17 protein-coding genes, 1 tRNA gene and 2 other RNA genes are annotated in these 18,120 nt (G+C 49.2%); 12 read left to right on the forward strand and 8 right to left on the reverse strand.

Going from position 1 to position 18,120, the window contains the following annotated elements:
• Positions 1-46 precede the first annotated feature (46 nt).
• Positions 47-1,315: an O-acetylhomoserine aminocarboxypropyltransferase/cysteine synthase gene (locus QL223_RS06175; RefSeq protein ID WP_002542664.1), complete on the reverse strand. Its 1,269-nt coding sequence runs from the start codon at positions 1,313-1,315 to the stop codon at positions 47-49.
• Positions 1,316-1,542: 227 nt separating this feature from the next.
• Here QL223_RS06175 and QL223_RS06180 point away from each other — a divergent pair, with 227 nt between their 5' ends.
• Positions 1,543-2,391, forward strand: a complete 849-nt coding sequence (locus QL223_RS06180; RefSeq protein WP_039850654.1) for a GGDEF domain-containing protein — start codon at positions 1,543-1,545, stop codon at positions 2,389-2,391.
• On the opposite strand, the gene QL223_RS06185 is transcribed toward QL223_RS06180, so the two are convergent.
• Both QL223_RS06185 and QL223_RS06190 read right to left on the reverse strand, forming a co-directional pair.
• Positions 2,376-3,074 carry a YoaK family protein gene (locus tag QL223_RS06185; protein WP_002542660.1) on the reverse strand — a complete coding sequence of 233 codons (699 nt, stop codon included), beginning with the start codon at positions 3,072-3,074 and terminating at the stop codon, positions 2,376-2,378. The two genes, QL223_RS06180 and QL223_RS06185, sit on opposite strands and share 16 nt — an antisense overlap.
• Positions 3,075-3,208: 134 nt before the next feature.
• On the reverse strand, positions 3,209-3,493 hold the full coding sequence (locus tag QL223_RS06190) for a 2Fe-2S iron-sulfur cluster-binding protein (protein WP_281544206.1): 285 nt from the start codon (positions 3,491-3,493) through the stop codon (positions 3,209-3,211).
• A gap of 182 nt (positions 3,494-3,675) precedes the next feature.
• On the opposite strand from QL223_RS06190, the gene QL223_RS06195 reads away from it, so the two are divergent.
• Positions 3,676-5,166: a deoxyribodipyrimidine photo-lyase gene (locus tag QL223_RS06195; protein ID WP_281544207.1), complete on the forward strand. Its 1,491-nt coding sequence runs from the start codon at positions 3,676-3,678 to the stop codon at positions 5,164-5,166.
• Positions 5,167-5,254: 88 nt separating this feature from the next.
• Entirely contained in the window at positions 5,255-6,367 is a 1,113-nt protein-coding gene (locus QL223_RS06200; protein ID WP_002542654.1) for a GGDEF domain-containing protein, read from the forward strand.
• Between the two features lie 19 nt (positions 6,368-6,386).
• Here QL223_RS06200 and QL223_RS06205 read toward each other — a convergent pair whose 3' ends face one another.
• Positions 6,387-6,869, reverse strand: coding sequence for a hypothetical protein (locus tag QL223_RS06205; protein WP_002542652.1), 483 nt, complete (start codon positions 6,867-6,869; stop codon positions 6,387-6,389).
• A gap of 400 nt (positions 6,870-7,269) precedes the next feature.
• On the opposite strand from QL223_RS06205, the gene QL223_RS06210 reads away from it, so the two are divergent.
• The 4 genes from QL223_RS06210 (at position 7,270) to pstB (ending at position 11,974) form a co-directional block, all read left to right on the forward strand.
• Positions 7,270-8,310, forward strand: a complete 1,041-nt coding sequence (locus QL223_RS06210; RefSeq protein ID WP_281544208.1) for a substrate-binding domain-containing protein — start codon at positions 7,270-7,272, stop codon at positions 8,308-8,310.
• 107 nt (positions 8,311-8,417) lie between these two features.
• A complete protein-coding gene (pstC, locus tag QL223_RS06215) occupies positions 8,418-9,800 on the forward strand; it encodes a phosphate ABC transporter permease subunit PstC (protein WP_002542648.1) in 1,383 nt (460 codons plus the stop codon).
• Entirely contained in the window at positions 9,793-11,094 is a 1,302-nt protein-coding gene (gene pstA / locus QL223_RS06220) for a phosphate ABC transporter permease PstA (RefSeq protein WP_281544209.1), read from the forward strand. The genes pstC and pstA overlap by 8 nt, the downstream gene beginning before the upstream one ends.
• A gap of 10 nt (positions 11,095-11,104) precedes the next feature.
• Positions 11,105-11,974 (forward strand): phosphate ABC transporter ATP-binding protein PstB, encoded by an 870-nt coding sequence (gene pstB, locus QL223_RS06225; protein ID WP_348651391.1) that lies wholly within the window; start codon positions 11,105-11,107, stop codon positions 11,972-11,974.
• A gap of 75 nt (positions 11,975-12,049) precedes the next feature.
• On the opposite strand, the gene QL223_RS06230 is transcribed toward pstB, so the two are convergent.
• Positions 12,050-13,729 (reverse strand): amidohydrolase, encoded by a 1,680-nt coding sequence (locus tag QL223_RS06230; RefSeq protein ID WP_281544210.1) that lies wholly within the window; start codon positions 13,727-13,729, stop codon positions 12,050-12,052.
• A gap of 128 nt (positions 13,730-13,857) precedes the next feature.
• On the opposite strand from QL223_RS06230, the gene QL223_RS06235 reads away from it, so the two are divergent.
• The 4 genes from QL223_RS06235 to QL223_RS06250 all read left to right on the forward strand — a co-directional run bounded on the left by QL223_RS06235 (position 13,858) and on the right by QL223_RS06250 (position 15,358).
• A complete protein-coding gene (locus tag QL223_RS06235) occupies positions 13,858-14,745 on the forward strand; it encodes a LysR family transcriptional regulator (protein WP_281544211.1) in 888 nt (295 codons plus the stop codon).
• A 141-nt stretch (positions 14,746-14,886) separates the two neighbouring features.
• A tRNA-Ser gene (locus QL223_RS06240) sits at positions 14,887-14,977 on the forward strand.
• Positions 14,978-15,021: 44 nt separating this feature from the next.
• A non-coding RNA gene (locus QL223_RS06245) (RtT sRNA) lies at positions 15,022-15,167 on the forward strand.
• Positions 15,168-15,211: 44 nt separating this feature from the next.
• Positions 15,212-15,358: non-coding RNA, RtT sRNA (locus tag QL223_RS06250), on the forward strand.
• A 50-nt stretch (positions 15,359-15,408) separates the two neighbouring features.
• Here QL223_RS06250 and QL223_RS06255 read toward each other — a convergent pair.
• Positions 15,409-15,567: a hypothetical protein gene (locus tag QL223_RS06255; protein ID WP_281544212.1), complete on the reverse strand. Its 159-nt coding sequence runs from the start codon at positions 15,565-15,567 to the stop codon at positions 15,409-15,411.
• Between the two features lie 60 nt (positions 15,568-15,627).
• Positions 15,628-16,401 (reverse strand): hypothetical protein, encoded by a 774-nt coding sequence (locus QL223_RS06260; protein WP_281544213.1) that lies wholly within the window; start codon positions 16,399-16,401, stop codon positions 15,628-15,630.
• 271 nt (positions 16,402-16,672) lie between these two features.
• Between QL223_RS06260 and QL223_RS06265 the strand changes: the two genes are divergently transcribed.
• Positions 16,673-17,143: a phosphatase PAP2 family protein gene (locus QL223_RS06265; RefSeq protein ID WP_281544214.1), complete on the forward strand. Its 471-nt coding sequence runs from the start codon at positions 16,673-16,675 to the stop codon at positions 17,141-17,143.
• Between the two features lie 70 nt (positions 17,144-17,213).
• Here the strand turns inward: QL223_RS06265 and QL223_RS06270 are convergent, their stop codons facing one another.
• Positions 17,214-18,104: a LysR family transcriptional regulator gene (locus tag QL223_RS06270; protein WP_281544215.1), complete on the reverse strand. Its 891-nt coding sequence runs from the start codon at positions 18,102-18,104 to the stop codon at positions 17,214-17,216.
• Positions 18,105-18,120: the final 16 nt, after the last annotated feature.

Genomic DNA, 18,120 nt, shown 5'->3' on the forward strand with positions numbered 1-18,120 from the left:
GCCCGCTATACGGACCATATAGCGGGCTTTTCGGCGTGAATTGGATTTACGCGTTCAGCGCTTGCTCCAAATCCGCAATGATGTCGTCGATATGTTCGATACCGACTGATAGACGGATCATTTCCGGTGAAACACCTGCTTGCGCTTGCTCTTCCACACTCAACTGACGGTGAGTGGTTGAAGCAGGGTGACATGCCAGAGACTTCGCATCACCAATGTTCACCAAACGCTTGAACAGACCCAGCGAATCGTAGAAACGAACACCTGCGTCGTAGCCATCTTTCAGGCCGAAAGACAGAATTGCTGAAGGTTTGCCATCCATGTATTTCTGCGCCAGTGCATGGTGCTCAGATTCTGGCAGACCGGCATAGCTGACCCAACTCACTTTCTCGTGGCCCTTCAGGTATTCCGCGACTTTCAGCGCATTCTCTACGTGACGCTCCATGCGAAGCGGCAGGGTTTCCAAACCTTGCATCAGCATAAAGGCATTCATAGGCGACAGAGCGGCACCTGTGTTGCGTAACGGCACGGTACGTGCACGGCCAATAAAGGCGGCTTCACCAAACGCCTCGGTATAGACTACACCGTGATAGGAAGGCTCTGGCTGGTTAAACACCGGGAAACGTTCTTTGTGTTGTGCCCAAGGGAATTTGCCGGAATCAACAATCACACCACCGAGAGTGGTTCCGTGACCGCCAATGTATTTGGTCAGAGAGTGCACCACGATATCTGCGCCGTGTTCGATTGGCTTACAAAGCACTGGCGTTGCCACTGTGTTATCTACGATAACCGGTACGCCTTTCGCGTGAGCCAGTTCTGCCACTCGGCCAAGATCGACAATGTTACCCGCTGGGTTACCAATACTTTCACAGTACACCGCTTTGGTGTTGTCATCGATGAGTTCAGCCAGTGATTCAGGGCTGTCGTCTTTAGCGAATTTCACTTCAATGCCTTGCTTCGGAAGCATGTGCGCGAAAAGGGTGTAAGTGCCGCCGTAGAGCTGTGGTGTTGAAACAATATTGTCGCCAGCTTCCGCCAGCGTCAGGATCGCGTAGTTAATCGCCGCACTACCTGCACTCACAACCAGTGATGCCAAACCACCTTCCAACGCAGCCATACGCTGTTCCAGTACGTCATTGGTTGGGTTCATGATACGGGTGTAAATATTTCCCGGGACTTCAAGGTTGAACAGATCCGCGCCGTGTTGTGCACTGTCAAATTCATAGGCGACGGTTTGGTAAATCGGTGTTGCCACCGACTTTGTGGTTGGGTCCGTCTGATAGCCAGCGTGGATCGAGAGAGTTTCGTCTTTCATACTTCGTCCTTGTGCGTGATTTAGCCGAAAAGATTCACTATGGCATAAAGCCAGCTCCGTTTACTTGTACGTGTTCAAGATTTTCTTGATTTATAAATAACAATACTGTCAATAAGGGTGAAGGGTGGATTCGAGTCACTTCTCGAATAAATGAATTCGAATGGGAGTTTGCATCCGGTTTCTTTTAAAATCGCCCAAATCGATCAAAAAGTAATCAAGGGGGCGGTTTGAATCGAATTTCAACACGTTGGCTGTACCATTTGGTTATTTGGACGATCCTCGCCACATTAATGGTGTTTGTCGACACCATTGCCATCAAAGAAGATGCTGGGATCTATGAGGAAATCATAGGGTTAGGCATTGGCCTGTCCGTGGCATTTGAGTGTTTTCGCTATAAAAGCATGCGCATGGCTACCTGGCTGTGGATTGGTTGGCTGGTATACGGCTTGGGCAATCTCTTTGATGTGCTTGATGAAGTGGTCAGTAGTGAAAAGTTCAAGGTGCTTTATCTTGATACCAGCCTAACCATTATGGGCATGGTGTTGATTTCTTATGGCTTCCTAAAGCAGACCGTCGCCGGCGAAAAAATGATTGCACAGCTCAATGGTGAAGCGGCAGCGAATAAATCACTGCGGGCCAAGTTGTACAAAGATGCCCGCTTGGATGAGCTTACGCAGTTAGGTAACCGTCGTGCCTGCTTTGAGCGGTTCTCCAAACTTGGGTTGATCACTCATCGCCTTTACTACTTTGACCTCGATAAATTCAAACAGTGTAACGATACCCACGGCCATAAAATCGGCGATAAAGTACTGAAAATCTTTGGTCAAAACTTGTCATCGACGTTTGGGTCGCAGGCTGCGTTTCGTGTTGGTGGGGATGAGTTTGTGGCATTCAGTAAAAATGAGCATGGCCTGGGTGCGTTGTCGGCTTCACTTTGCACTGGCATTACTGATTATGGTGTGGATGTCAGCATCGGATTTGTAAATGTGAAAGCCGATGCCAATATCGACGAACTGCTCAATCGAGCAGACGGAGAAATGTATAAAGCTAAGTTTCGCCGTCAATCCCGCGCTTGATTGGGCGCAATGGCTTTAAGGTGTATCCTCGCTCTTCGCATGTAAATGCGATAGATGAAGGCCAGCGTTACGCATACCATGGCGGGAAGCACGAAAGCTTTTTCTTTAAGAATAGGAAACAGCATCGCACTGAGTGTTCCGCCCAGCACAAAACCGACGGCAATCACCACAAACAGCACCAGCTTCCGGCGGTTAACAGGCTGTCCTCTTAACCTTGCCCCAAACATCAAACCCAAGTCAGTAATAATGCCCGTGATGTGTGTGGTGCGAACAATGGCACCGCTGTAGCTGGTGACCAAACCATTTTGAATACCACAGGCTGCTGCCGCGAGATACAAGCCATAAACGGCATTGTGACTCATCGGATAGATAGCGCCCAGCAGCAGGGCCGCTTCAACAATGAGCAGAAAGTCGTAGCGGCGGCCGAGTGACAGGGTGCCGTCTTTCAATATAAAGCCAGATAATAGCGCGCCACCGAAAAATCCCGCCAGAATGCTGAGCAAATGCACCAGCTTTACAGGATGACTGTTGATGATATCCGTACCAATCAATGTCGCCGTTCCCGACAAATGCGAGATGGCTTGATGCTCAAAACCGAGCAAACCAATGCCATTGACATAGCCGGCTGTCAGCGCAAGAACAAAAGCGCCGTACTCAACCCATTTGGGCAGTTTGGATATCACGCGAGAACCTTTATTGAAATGGATGTGTAAAGTGGGCGAGAAGCCCAGAGAAAGGGGGGATTTTACCTCATTCGAACCGCGTGCATGCGGCTTAGATCAAACACACATGCACATTTTTCTTTGGGCGGAGAGTTTCAGTTCAGCGGGGTGATGGTGATATCACCATAAATGACGCATTGGCATGCAAGGCGGCGCTTGTCGCCATCCATATCGAGATCATGAAGAAGATCCTGTTCTTCTTCGGTGCGGGGGGCTAGATTGTTTATGCCGGACTCGACATCAATCAAGCAGGTGCCGCAAGCCGCAGAGCGACAGCCAAAAGGCACTTCACTTTCACCTGTATCTTCCAAGTCAATCAGCGAGCTACCGCTAGAAAGCTCCACACTGTTTCCGGTTTTGCCGAACGTCACTTTAGGCATAGTCAGTCTCCGAAAAGCCGTCATTTCACATCAGTTTGTTGGTTCTAAGGTCAACATCCCCTAATAAAAGCGTAGATTCAACACCTTGATGTTTCGAATTTATCGGCGTTTCTCGCCATAAGAGCAGATCGAACGTGTGATGGACTGCGTAAAAAGACGAAACTCTTGACCCTGATGACTTGATGCCTTCATCACCAACCCAAAACCGAGATGCTATCAGCCTAGTCTGGTTCAAACGCGATTTGCGTCTGACCGACCATGCGCCGCTACAGGCAGCGATAGCATCGGGCTTACCTGTCCTACTGCTATATATATTTGAACCGATACTGCTTGAGGATGAACATTACTCAGAACGCCATTGGCGATTTGTTTGGCAATCGCTGGAAGATCTGAACCAACAACTTGCGCCTTTTGGCGGCAAAGTGCTGGTGGTACGAAGCGAATGTATTGAGGCGCTGTCATCTCTTCATACCCAGTTCAAGATTAAAACCCTCTACTCCCATGAGGAAACGGGGTTAATGAAGACGTTCACCCGGGACAAAGAGGTAGGGAAATGGTGCGAAGAACATGAGATAGACTGGCAGGAATATCAAACCGGTGCGGTAAAACGTGGGGCAATAGGCCGTGATGGATGGGACAAAGCGTGGGACAAAACCATGCGGGCACCTGTCGTCACACCGAATCTTGAAACCGCTGCGTTTATTAACGTCCAATCTGCTCACCTGCCAGAATTTGTGCCACCAGCAACGTGGCATAACAAACAACGGGGAATGCAGACGGGCGGTCCCATGTTGGCGTGGAAAACGCTACATAGTTTCTACGACGGGCGGGGGAAGTCGTATGCGTTCAAAATCTCCAAGCCTACAGAAAGTCGCAACCATTGCTCCCGACTCTCGCCGTATCTCGCGTGGGGAAACATCAGTGTGCGTGAGGTCTACCAGACTTTATTACAACATTGGAATGAACCGGGATGGCGACGGTCATTGAGTGCGCTGTCATCGCGGTTTCACTGGCACTGTCATTTCATTCAAAAATTTGAGAGTGAATGTGAGATGGAGTTTCGCCATGTTAACCGTGGCTATGAAGCGTTTCCCTATAGAAAAGATGAAAACGTCATCAAGGATTTAGCGTGTTGGATGCAAGGCACGACAGGTTATCCGCTGGTGGATGCGTGCATGCGCTGTCTTCATGCCACTGGCTACATCAATTTTCGTATGCGCTCCATGCTGGTCAGTTTCCTTTGCCATCACCTCAATATTGACTGGCGATGGGGTGTAAAACACTTGGCGAGTCTCTTTTTGGACTTCGAACCCGGCATTCATTACGCCCAGTTTCAAATGCAGGCAAGCGTGACAGGCACGAATACCATTCGGATTTACAACCCCACCAAACAAGCACAGGAGCATGACCCTGACGCTGCATTTATTCACCGCTGGCTGCCGGAGTTGAAGCAAATCCCTTCGCCTTTAGTGTTCGAGCCTTGGCTGTTAACGCCGCTGGAACAGCAAATGTACGGAATCAGCATCGGTGAAGCAGGGGATTATCCAGAACCTTGTATCGAGCTTGATGGCGCATCAAAAGCAGCTCGAGACAGATTATGGAGCTGGAAAAAACGTGCGGAGGTGAAAAAAGAGAGCCAGCGGATACTTGCCGTACATGTGCGACCGGAGTGATTTCATGTCGAAACACTTGTCAAAGAAATGAGCGTATATCGTTTGCTGTGCTATTTGTTTTTATAAGGCAATTGAACAAGGTACTGCCATGTCATCTCACGCTTCCGAAACTGAAATGTCCGTTGTTCCCACCAATATCGTTGGGCGTATTCAACATCTGACGCGACGAAAAGATCTCGATTTTTCTGAGTGGGTCAGGGAGTTGCTGCAAATCGCTACGTGGCAATTTGACGCAGATTGCGCCTGCTTTTCCCGTATCGACAATCTCGAATTGGAAGTCGTGGAATGCTATTCGAATGGCAACGTGGTCTCGAAAAAAGCAGGCGACGTGGTGGCTTTGGGCAGCACGTTTTGCAGCGTGACGGCGGGCATGGAAACGCCGCTGATGGCACCGGATACCAGAAAGAATGAAAAGCTCTCAGGTCATCCCGGCGTTAACCGACTGCCAGAGGCCTATTGGGGAGTGGCGATCCGTTTTGGCGGTGCAGTGTGGGGAACACTGAGTGTAGTGGCAGATGCCGACGGCAGCGCAAACCCGGGCAACGAAGGCATCTTGACGCTGCTGGCAGGAATTCTGGAAATTAAACTGGAGAATGAGGAATACCGCGCGGAGCTTAACGGAGCGCGTGAATCTTACCGCCAACTCAGTGAGCGTCTCGAAAACTTGCAGCAGGTGGATATCCTGACTGAGCTGCCAAGCCGCAGGGCGCTGTTTGATTATCTGAATAGAGAGCTGAATCAGCTGATAAGGCGAGATGGGGAAGGCGCGATTGCATTGGTTGATATTGATAATTTCCACGCAATCAATGAAAAGCATGGGCATGAAGAAGGTGATCGGATATTGAAAGGCGCAGCGACCGCCTTGCGTCAGGCCGTTCGAAACTACGATTACGTGGCAAGATACAGCGGCGAGCAGTTCCTGATTTGGTTGCCGGACACCTTGCAATCGGAAGTGGTAAAAGTGTGCGAGCGGATGTCGGAAGGTGTCGCGCAGTGCTCAATTGACAATAAACCGGTGACCATCAGCATCGGTTATTGTGCTTTCCGGAGCGACAGTGAAAAACAAATTCCCTATGACCGCGCCGTGGACAAGTTGATCAACCTTGCTCACAACGCCTTGTCTGAGGCCAAAGTGAAAGGACGCAACTGTGCGATGTCAGCGTCCAAAAGGCCCGTCACGATTACCTCAATCACAAACTGAATCTCCAAACACGTTGCACTCAACGATACAGATAGACAGACAGAAAATAGTTTATCTGGTCGTTGATGTACTTTATCGCTTTCTGTCGATCGCTCGATTCTCCACCCTCAGTAATATCCCACGGAATAAATTTTTCATACTTCGGTAAAGGCTTGCCTGATTGTACCGATGCTGGATTAAGTGCAATCAGATAATCGACGTTGTTTCGGTGGTATGCCTCAATCGGTCTGAAGTGCGAATCTGAGCAGGCAATGTTGTATTGCTTCAGTGTTTGACAGGCTGTGGCGACATCGCAACTGGCACTGGTGTAGGCACTGTAGCTATCAAAGTGACTGTCTGCTTTATGCGCCAAAATCGCGCCTGCCACTAAGGAATAGCCTTCTTGACCGTCACACAGGAAAAGGACGGTTGGTTTGTGTTTCAAGCGAACGTCATGATCGGCAAGCGATGACGAGCCAACGCTGGATGAGGTGCTTGAGCCAACTGAGGCGGGTTGAGCCATGTCTGTACTCTCTTTTATTTATTGGAATGTTTGAAGCCACTGCGTTGAGATGCCCAAGCAGCCTTAAGGCGTGGAATCAGGCAGACGCACTTCTTTTTAGTGCCAATCAGCAAGCGAAATTCCGCGATAAAGCGTTGTCAATACGGCAAAAAAGACAGATGCGGCGAGGGTGAGGCACGGAAATAAACTAGGCAGGAATTATGTCAACGCGATGAAAGATGGGTGTCATTGATATTTCAGTTAAGTGACATTGCTCCCTGTAATTAAATGTTCACATTTCATTAAGGTTAGTGTCACAAGCGATCTCTAATTTTGATAGCAGGTTTTGATAAGAAATCGAATAACGGTCAGTGAGGACACTGACAGTTGAACTCAAAAAACTATCGACTTGGAGGTTGATGTGAAACTTAAGGCTCTGATTGCGGCATCGACAGTATGCCTGTCAGTATTCGCTGCGAATAACGCTGCTGCAGCGACTCGTGACTACATTAGCATTGTTGGTTCTTCAACAGTGTACCCGTTTGCTACCGTTGTAGCGGAACGCTTTGGTCGCACTTCAGAATTCTCTGTACCGAAAATCGAATCTACCGGTTCTGGCGGTGGTCTGAAGCTGTTCTGTGCAGGTGTGGGTGAAAATACCCCAGACATCACTAACGCATCGCGTAAAATCAAAAGCTCTGAAATCGAGCTGTGTGCAAAGAACGGCGTTAAAGACATCACCGAAATCAAAGTAGGTTACGACGGCATCGCTTTCGCTAACTCTAAAAAGTCTGAGCAGTTCGATATCACTCTGAAAGACCTTTTCACTGCACTGGCGAAAGTGGTTCCTGATGCGAACGGCAACCTCATCGAAAACCCGAACAAAACCTGGAAAGACGTCAACCCTTCTCTTCCAGCGACCAAAATTGAAGTTCTGGGCCCACCACCAACGTCTGGTACTCGCGATGCGTTCGTAGAGCTGGCAATGGAAGGTGGCTGTAAGCAATACCCAGAGCTGAAAGCCATGAAGAAGCAAGACAAGAAGAAGTACAAAGCAGTTTGTCACGGCATTCGTGAAGATGGCGCGTTCATTGAAGCGGGTGAGAACGACAACCTGATCGTACAGAAACTGGACGCGAACGCTAATGCATTCGGTATCTTCGGTTACAGCTTCCTCGAGCAAAACTCTGACAAAGTTCAGGGTGCGAAAATTGGCGGCGTAGTACCAACGTTTGATGCGATTGGTGACGGCTCTTACCCAGTATCTCGTTCACTGTACTTCTACGTGAAAAACGCACACGCAGATGTGATTCCTGGCCTGAAAGACTACGTAACGGCCTTCACTTCTGAAGATGCGATTGGTGACGAAGGTTACCTGACTGACCGTGGTCTGATTCCTCTGTCAGCTCGCGATTGGAAACTGGTTCGTAACGATGCGGTTGAATTGAAACCAAACCTGTAAGTTACCAACCCGAGGTGGTGCACTTTTTAAGGTGCGCCACCTTTTGCTGTATTTGCCCGAATCGAATTGAAACATGGTTTGGGTAAAAAAGGATTTAAGGAATACGGATGCAGACGTCCACATTGATGGTGATAGTCGCGCTGTTTGCAATAAGCGCTTTTGTACTCGCCAAAAAACGCTCCAGGGAAGTGGCTACCATTGAAGGTGGTTTGAAAAAACTTCACTCCCGACCCGCCTACTATGGTTCCTTTGCTGCAATTTTAGCGGCGGTACCTGCGGTGATTCTTCTTCTGATCTGGCAAGCCATAGAACCCAGTCTGGTTCACTCTTTGGTGATGGCCCAGATCCCGTCATCTACGCTACAAGCGCACGAAAGTATGACGCTGCTCTACAGCCAAATCGTGCACATTGCGAATGGCGTTTTGAAGACAGAAGATCCTGCGTTGCTTGCAGCATCAGAACACTACCACCACTTACAAAGTATTGGACTGACGCTGAGATGGGTCGCGGTACTGACTGTGTCTCTGGTAGGTTTGGCGGCTGGCTGGCGAATGGTTCGCCCTAAGCTGAAAGCACGTCACTATGTGGAAAAGTGTCTGCAAATATTCCTGATGTTCTGTTCAACACTGGCGATCCTGACCACGGCAGGTATTGTTCTGTCAGTGTTGTTTGAAGCGATCCGTTTCTTCCAGATTATCCCCGTCACGGACTTCCTGTTCGGGACGCAATGGTCACCGCAGATTGCCCTGCGTGCAGACCAACAAGGTGCAAGCGGCGCATTTGGTGCGATTCCGCTGTTCACTGGCACTTTGATGATTTCCTTTATTGCCATGTGTATCGCAGCGCCCATCGGTTTGATGAGTGCGATTTACCTGGCCGAATATGCCTCACCACGCGTGCGCAATATCGTTAAACCTGTTCTGGAAATCCTCGCCGGTATTCCAACCGTGGTTTACGGCTTCTTTGCCGCCCTGACGGCTGCGCCTTTTATCCGTGATGTCGCTGAATCGATTGGACTTAGCAGTGTTTCCTCGGAAAGTGCTTTGGCAGCAGGTGCTGTCATGGGCGTGATGATCATTCCTTTTGTTTCATCACTGTCTGATGACGTGATTACCGCGGTACCGCAGTCTCTCCGCGACGGTTCTTTAGGCTTGGGTGCTACGCGTTCTGAAACCATCCGTAAAGTCGTGTTGCCCGCAGCGCTCCCTGGCATCGTGGGTGGCTTGCTGCTCGCAGTGTCACGCGCGATTGGTGAAACCATGATCGTGGTGATGGCGGCAGGCTTGTCGGCAAACCTCACCGCGAACCCGCTGGATTCTGTCACCACCGTCACCGTACAAATCGTGACCTTGCTGGTGGGTGACCAAGAGTTTGACAGCCCTAAAACGCTGGCTGCGTTCGCACTGGGCTTGACATTGTTCGTTGTAACACTGGCACTTAACTTTGTTGCACTTCGAATCGTGAAGAAATATCGAGAGCAGTATGACTGATAAATTATTAAAACTGGCAGAGACCAAACGCGAGCGAGTCAAAGCGGGTGTAGCCCGTCGTCGTGCCAAAGAGAAGCGTTTTCGCTTCTACGGTATTGCTTCGATTTCGATGGCGTTTGCGTTTCTGATTGTCTTGATGACCACCATTTTTTCCGAGGGTTACACCGCGTTTTTCACTACCGAAATCGAGCTTCAGGTCGATCTTTCTCCCGAAGCGCTCGGCATTGATGGCAACGAAACCGACCCTAAAGTGTTGATGGGCGCAAGCTACCGCAAAGTGCTTCGTCAGGCGCTTCGTGAAGAGATTGAGGTTGATGGTCGTAAACAACGCCGCGCACTTTACAGCTTTATCTCAAACGGTGCGGAATACGACCTGCGTGACAAGGTAATGGCGGACCCGTCGTTGATTGGGACGACCATCACTTACTGGGCGCAAGCAGGCGATAACTTTAACCAGTACAACAAAGGCAACATCAAGGCGAGCACGCCGGAAGATGGCCGTCAGTTCAAGAACCTTCAAATCGAATGGTATGACGAACTGAAAAAAGAAGATCGTATTCGTACCGTATTCAACACCAAGTTCTTCACCAATGGTGACAGCCGTGATCCAGAACTGGCTGGCATTTGGGGTGCAACGGTGGGGTCCTTCTACACCTTACTGGTGACTTTGGTGCTGAGCTTCCCAATTGGTGTCGCTGCAGCGATTTACCTGGAAGAGTTTGCGCCACGTAACCGCGCGACTGAGCTGATTGAAATTAACATCAACAACCTTGCAGCTGTGCCGTCTATTGTTTTCGGTCTGCTGGGTCTGGCGGTGTTTCTGAATGTGGCTGACTTGCCGCGCTCGGCGCCGGTGGTAGGTGGTTTGGTACTGACACTGATGACGCTGCCAACCATCATTATTTCCAGCCGCGCTGCAATCAAAGCGGTTCCACCTTCGGTGCGTGATGCTGCATTGGGTGTGGGCGCATCGAAAATGCAGATGGTGCTTCACCACGTTTTGCCGCTGGCCATGCCAGGCATGCTGACTGGTACCATTATCGGTATGGCGCAGGCGTTGGGTGAAACTGCACCGCTGCTGATGATCGGTATGGTGGCGTTTATTGTTGACGTTCCTTCTGGTCCGCTGGATGCAGCCACCGCGCTGCCAGTACAAATTTATCTCTGGGCGGAAAACCCGGAAAAAGGTTTTGTTGAGAACACCTCAGGCGCAATCATGGTATTGCTGGCGTTCTTGGCACTGATGAATGCATGTGCCGTTATCATGCGTAAGCGCCTTGAGCGCAGATGGTAGGAGTATGGATATGACAACCGTAATGACTCACACAGGTGAACTGAATCAAATACCTCAAGAAATGGCGGCTGAAAAAACCGCGGCGCCAAAAGAGACCTGTGGCCTGCCATTTGTCACGGCTCCTCGCATGACAGCGCGTGATGTCAGCGTGAGCTATGAAGGTGGCGCAAAGTCTGCCATTCGTAATATTAATCTCGACATCGGTGAGAAACAGGTGTTGGCGATGATTGGCCCTTCAGGTTGTGGTAAATCCACTTTCCTGCGCTGTCTGAACCGCATGAACGACACTGTACCGGGTTGTGAAGTGAAAGGTGAAATCCTGCTTGATGGTCATAACATCTATGCCAAGGAACAGGAAATTGTTGAGCTGCGTTCGCAGGTGGGCATGGTATTCCAGCGCCCGAACCCGTTCCCGAAATCTATTTATGACAACGTGGCTTATGGGCCTCGTATTCATGGCTTGGTGGATGGCAAAGATGAACTGGATGGCGTGATTGAAGAATCGCTGCGTCGTGCAGGTCTTTGGGCTGAAGTGGCTGACCGCCTTGATCAGCCAGCAACTGGCCTTTCAGGTGGTCAGCAGCAGCGTCTTTGTATCGCCCGTACTATCGCGATTGCGCCAGAAGTTATCCTGATGGATGAGCCTTGTTCAGCGCTTGACCCGATTGCTACGGGCATCATCGAAGAGCTGATCAGCGAACTGAAAGAGAACTTCAGCATTGTGATGGTGACCCACTCTATGTCACAAGCGAAGCGTGTTTCTGACCGTACTGCATACTTCCATTTGGGTGACCTGGTGGAAGTGAATGAAACAGTGCGTGTGTTCGAAGAACCTGAGCACAAGCTAACCCGCGACTACATCGGTGGCCGCTTCGGCTAATCGCTGACGCCAGAAATTCAAAAGGCGGACATATTGTCCGCCTTTTTTCTGATCAGCTACCTACTGTGATTGCTATTAGCCAGCGTATTTGAACACAGTGTTACCGTCTTTAATGGTCTCCAGTACCTGAATGTCTTTGATTTCCATCGGCTCGACGGCCAGTGGGTTTTTGTCCAGCACGACTAAATCCGCGCGCTTGCCCACTTCAATGGTGCCTTTTTCGTCTTCCTCAAAGTTTTGGTAAGCAGCGGTTTTGGTGACGGCTTCCAGCGCTTGGTAAGGAGTGATTCTGTGGTATTCACCTAATACTTCACCTGAACGTGTAACTCGGTTTACCGCCGTCCACATGTTGAGCAACTGGTCAGGGAAAGCAACCGGCGCATCCATATGAATGGTGTAAGTGAGTCCGAATTCATTTGCCCAGCCCATAGGAGAGATGTTTGATGCTCTCCAAGGACCAAGCACTGAATCGCGGTGGTAATCACCCCAGAAGAAGGTATGGGCAGGGAAATAAGACGCCATCATACCTGCATCTCGCATACGTTTAATTTGGTCCAGGCGCATAGTTTGGGCGTGAATCGTGGTGGTTCGGTGGTCACGGTCCCCATATTTCGCATTTGCCTTTTCAACCGCATTGAGAAGAAGATCGGCTGCCGCATCGCCGTTTGCATGACTAATGAGCTGAGCGTTATTTTTGAATGCCAAATCCACGTAGTGATTCATTTCATCTTGATTGAGTACCGGGTAGCCATGGTAGTGATAGGAGTGGCTATGAGGCACCTTGAAGTATGGCGTTGATAGGAATGCAGTTTTGCCTTGAGGAGAGCCATCTCCGGTGATTTTCATGCCAGCCAGCTTCAGCCCGTTGCTATATTCGCCAAGCTTCATGTTTTCAAGCACCGTTTCGAAGTCGACCCATTTTGCGTAAGCCAACACATCGATTTTTAACTCGCCTGCATCTGCCATTGATTTAATCAAACCTAATGTCGAGGCTGTTGCCAGTCCTTCCTGCGCGGTCGTTACCCCATAACGTGCGAATAGATCCTGCGCTTTGTTAAAGTTTTCGATGGCTTCTTCTTGGCTACCTACAGTCAGGTGAGGAAAGAGCGCATAGGTGGCAGACTCTTCAATTAGCCCCGTCAGCGCGCCGTTTTCATCTTTGTGGATCACGCCACCACTTGGGTTTTCTGATGCATCGGAATAACCGATTTTTGCCAATCCCGCACTGTTACAAACCCCTAAATGCCCAGACACATGCATCATACAAAGGCTGAAGTCTCCCGTTACTTTATCCAGCTCCTGCTTGTTCGGGTGGCGTTTTTCTTCCAGCACGGAATCGTCATAGCCAAACGCGATATGCAAAATGCTTTTATCCAAGTCTTGGGAGAAATGAGTCGCCAACTGTTCTTGGATTGCAGGGATGCTGTCACTGGCTCCCATTGGGGATGGGTAAACAAATAATGAGTTTGCCAGTGGGATGTAGTTGGCAAAGTGACCATGGGAATCAATAAAGCCGGGTGCGACTGTTTTCCCCTCAAGGTCACGAACTTCTGTTGTGCTTCCTTTTGTTTTTAGGACTTCCTTGGTGCTGCCGACAGCAACGATTTTTCCATCTTTTATCGCCACGGCTTCGGCTCTTGCCTGTTCGCTGGTAACGGTGACGATGTCTCCGTTTTTCAAAATCAAATCCGGTGCGGCTAGCGCCATGGTAGAGGAGAGTGCAAGAGCGACAACTGAAAGCGGGATGATTTTCATTTCGACCTCTGAGTTTAGTTTTTGTTTTAAATGACTTTTTGAACTTGTCGCTATTTTTAAACGAATATCCAATACTACCAAGTCAGTTTTGTTAGGGTATTGCTAACAAAAGGCATGGGATAGACGAAATGCATACATTGGAACAACTCACTACCTTTATCGCGGTCTATGAAAAAGGGTCGTACAGCGCTGCGGCAAAGCTGTTGGGGAAATCGCGCACCACGGTGCGTGAGCACGTGATGGCATTTGAGGATGGAGTGGGATATTCACTATTTGTGATTGAAGGTCGAAAGGCAATCCCCACTGACAAGGCTTCTAAGCTTTATTTTCAGGCCAAAGTAGTAGAGAAACAAAACCGCGAGCTCTACCACTTCAGCCAAGCCTTATTTGACAGTGACGTGCACTCGGTAACCATTGTTCATGATGTGTTTGCTCCTATGACCATGATGGTCAATATCGAAGAGAAAATTCGGCAGCATTATCCGAATATCACGGTTAACTGGCTTCATAGAACACGCCCAGAGGCCCTGGAAATGCTCAATGAAGGCTCAGCAGATCTGGCATTAATGCCAAACCGCGATATGGTTTTTGCGGAGACGGAAGTGACCTGGAGAAGTATTGCCAACCTACAACTGAAGTGTTTTGCATCTGTCTCGTCTCCGCTGGCTGCTTTGGAAGAAGTGACGATCAATGAACTACAGGGTCAGACACAGTATCTGACAGAGAACTTTCTCGCGTTGGATGTGGGCTTTGCCAAGGTCTCTCCACGGCGTCATGTAGTGAGTAACCATGATTTATTGTGTGAGCTGATTAAACGAGATGGGTGGGCAGTCATGCCGACGGATTATCTGTCGCCATACCTAAATTCTGGTGAGCTGGTGGAGCTCAATATCAAAGAATCTCCTATTGGAAAAGGTATCGGGCTCAATGTGTTCTTTGCTATCGGCAAAGATACCCAGCAGGAGTTTGCAGATATCATCGATTGGTTTGAAGAGCAGGGACGCCTGCTTGGCTGAGCACTTGATTCAATAGCCCGAAAGTATGCATTAAGTGTCTGCCAAATAGACTAACTGAGCAAAGCCTGTGCAAACGGACGAATTTCAGGAAATTCGGGCTTTACAAGCTCGCGAGGGCTTTGTAATATGCGCGGCACTTACGGAGAGATGGCTGAGTGGTTGAAAGCACCGGTCTTGAAAACCGGCATACGTTAATAGCGTATCTAGGGTTCAAATCCCTATCTCTCCGCCACATTAGATTAAGCCCGCTCACTGAGCGGGCTTTTTCGTATATGGAATAAGCCTGTGGAGATAGGGATGCAGAACCCTAGACCCTAGGTTCAGCCGAGCGGAGCGAGACAACGTTGCCCGGCGAAGCCGAATAGGCAACGGCCCGAAGGGAAGGGCGCGAAGCGACCGCATAAATCCCTATCTCTCCGCAACATCAGAAAAGGTCGCTGAATTATCAGCGGCCTTTTTGCATTTTTAACCCTCGCAAGAGATAGGGTGCAGAACCCTAGACCCTATGGGTTCAGCCGAGCGAAGCGAGACAACGTTGCCCGGCGAAGCCGAGTAGGCAACGGCCCGAAGGGAAGGGCGCGAAGCGACCGCATAAATCCCTATCTCTCCGCCACATTAGATTAAGCCCGCTCACTGAGCGGGCTTTTTCGTATTTATCGCATTTCAAATTGACACATCATAGCCAGATAAATGGATGGGGGAGACCGGGATATTCATTTCATATCCTTCGTGGTGTTCACTTAAAGGGTCTAACGCGTTTTGCTTGTTACAGCCCGCCATCAAGAGCACAACAATCACAAGAATAAGCTCTATTTTCTCCATATCCTCTCCCTATACCCAAACTGTCTGAAATTGATAATCTTCAGGTGATGTAGATAGATGTTAGAAGTACCACTTCATACCGAACTCAATCGCCAACTCGCCATCACCATCAATTTGAAGACCCGATGGCAAGGTCAAATCTGTTTCGTTGTAAGCGAGTTTGGTCACGAACCACTGCCCGAAATTGCTTTTTGCAGGCGATTGGAAAACAACGTTCAATGATTTTGATTCCAGCTCGACCGTATCGCCGCTCACGTCAAAATATTCAGGCCATGCTAAGAGGAATGAACCATTGTCACCAATTGGTGCGGTCAAGAACAGGTTTGCTAGGTACCCATCGGCGCTCTCGCCAAATACCTCACCCGTTGTGAAGGCCACGTTCGGAAATAACTGAAAACCCGGTGTGTAATCTTTATTGATGGCAGCAACTGCACCGACAGAGAAAAGCGTGGTATCTGGCAGCCCTTGCGTTTTTTGATGAACGAGGTCGAAAGAAAAGCCAAGTCGTGGGAACAGACTGTTATCGAGCTGATGTGCTTGAAAATATTGCGCTCTGCCACCGAGGTAATCGGTATCAAACTTGTTTTCGCCTTGCTTATTACCGAATACACCTTCGGCATAGCCCGAGAACGCGGCGGTTTCGCTCCATTGACCGGAGAAAATGCCCGATGCGCGAATGTGAGAATCGGAAGTCACAAAGAGCGCGGCCTGAGGATTGATCTTGGTAACGTCCTGAAGATCATCAGGATTGATCACAGCGTCTGCCTCGCCAGCAATAACTGAATGGGCGCTAAAACTCATCAGAGCGATGAGTAGATTATGTTTTGTTTTCATTGTTTTGCCTTGATAACTGTTTCATTTTCAAGGCGATGTTAGATTCTATTAGCCATACTCAAAAACCGCATATGTTAGGTTATTCCCTACAATTGATGTCGGCACAGTGTCATTGGGTAGTGATTCGCGGGATTAGCTATCTGAGAGAGTCGCTTTTTACTCGCTTAGCTAGCGGCTAAACGTTTCGTTACATTCTTCTCCCCGATCTCATTAAGGATTTTGAGATACTCAATTCATTGTTAGTCCCTTAGTGAGATTAAATCGACGCGCAATGAGTACTGTTTATCCTCTGATCTTCCTCGCTTCCATTTGGGTGTTTTTCATTGCCCAGATCTCTTCTTCTACCAACTGGCAGTCGGTCAGTGATGTGGGTGCTTATGGGCTGGTAGCCACGGCTCTAGGGTTTCCTATGATTCATGGCGAGTGGCAAGCGTTGCAGCAAGCATTACTGATCATTGCAGGTGCTTCAGGAATAGGTCTTTTAGGTAAGTTCTTCATCGATGCGAAACGACCTGATCTCAGCGGAAACGACAGCTTTCCATCTAATCACACTGCAAATGCCGTCGCCGCTTCCACAGCTCTGATGCTTTGCTATGGCTGGTTTATCGGTCTGCTTTCATACGGTGTCGCTGCCTGTGTTGGCCTTGGCAGGGTAAGAGCATTCAAGCACCACTGGCGTGATGTTTTGACAGGATTAGGTGTCGGTATTGCCGCGGCAGTGATTGCCATTAAATGGATGTAAAGCGATTAAATCACCAAAGGTCAACAGCCCCTGGGAGCCCGCGTTTATCAGCGGGCTTTTTTGTCTGCGCCTATTGATAGTATTTGGCAGCGAAAGCTTTGATCGAAGAGAGCAACGTTTGGAGCTCTGGCGTGGTTTCCATCGCCTCCGGATAGAAGCAAGAAATACCCACATTGAGGCTGGAGGCTAACTCATCCAATTGGAGTCGAATCAAGTGCCCTTGTTTTTCTAAAGGCTGCGCAAGGCTCTGGGGAATCACCGTCCATCCATCGTTTTTTACCAACTCCAACAGAATATCGTTGTTGCTGACGATTCTTACATCTGTGGAAACAGAAAACAGCTCAGGCGCACTCGCCATCAGGTTTTCGCTCAGGTACTGCTTTTCGAGCTGTAAGTCGCCCACAGTGACTCGCTCCAACTTGGCTAGTGGATGATGGGGATTGCAATATACATTCAGGTCATCGCTTCCCAGATTGACGAAACCCAACGGGTAAGGCGACTGATTCGCCAGTTTGTACTGCATCAGCGCAAGTTTATTTTGCCCTTCAGAAACGGCCTTTAACGCGTCATCGCGGTTTCGGTGTAACCAGTTGAGTTTGATATCGGGATAATGCTTATTCATTAAACGTTCAATGAGCAGAATGAGCGGGGCAGGAGCCAGCACATCATGGTAGATGTCCAATTGAGTGATGGGCTCAAGATAGCTTTTAAGCAATCGGGTATTCAAACGCTCACTGTTTTTGACCAAAAGCTGTGCTTGCTTGTAAATCGCCTGACCAGCGTGAGTGACGACTGCTGACTTCCCTTCAATATCAAAAAGCGCGATGGCGTAGCTGTCTTCGAGTGCTTTTATCTGCTCGCGAATAGTTGTTCTGTCTTTACCTAATCTGCGCGCAGCTTTGCTATAGCTACCTTCTTCCACTGTTGCGCAAAAGGCGGCGAGATGCTCATAAGAGAACATATTCACTCCATCAATT

This window comes from Grimontia sp. SpTr1 (assembly GCF_947387585.1).
GTDB lineage: Bacteria > Pseudomonadota > Gammaproteobacteria > Enterobacterales > Vibrionaceae > Enterovibrio > Enterovibrio indicus.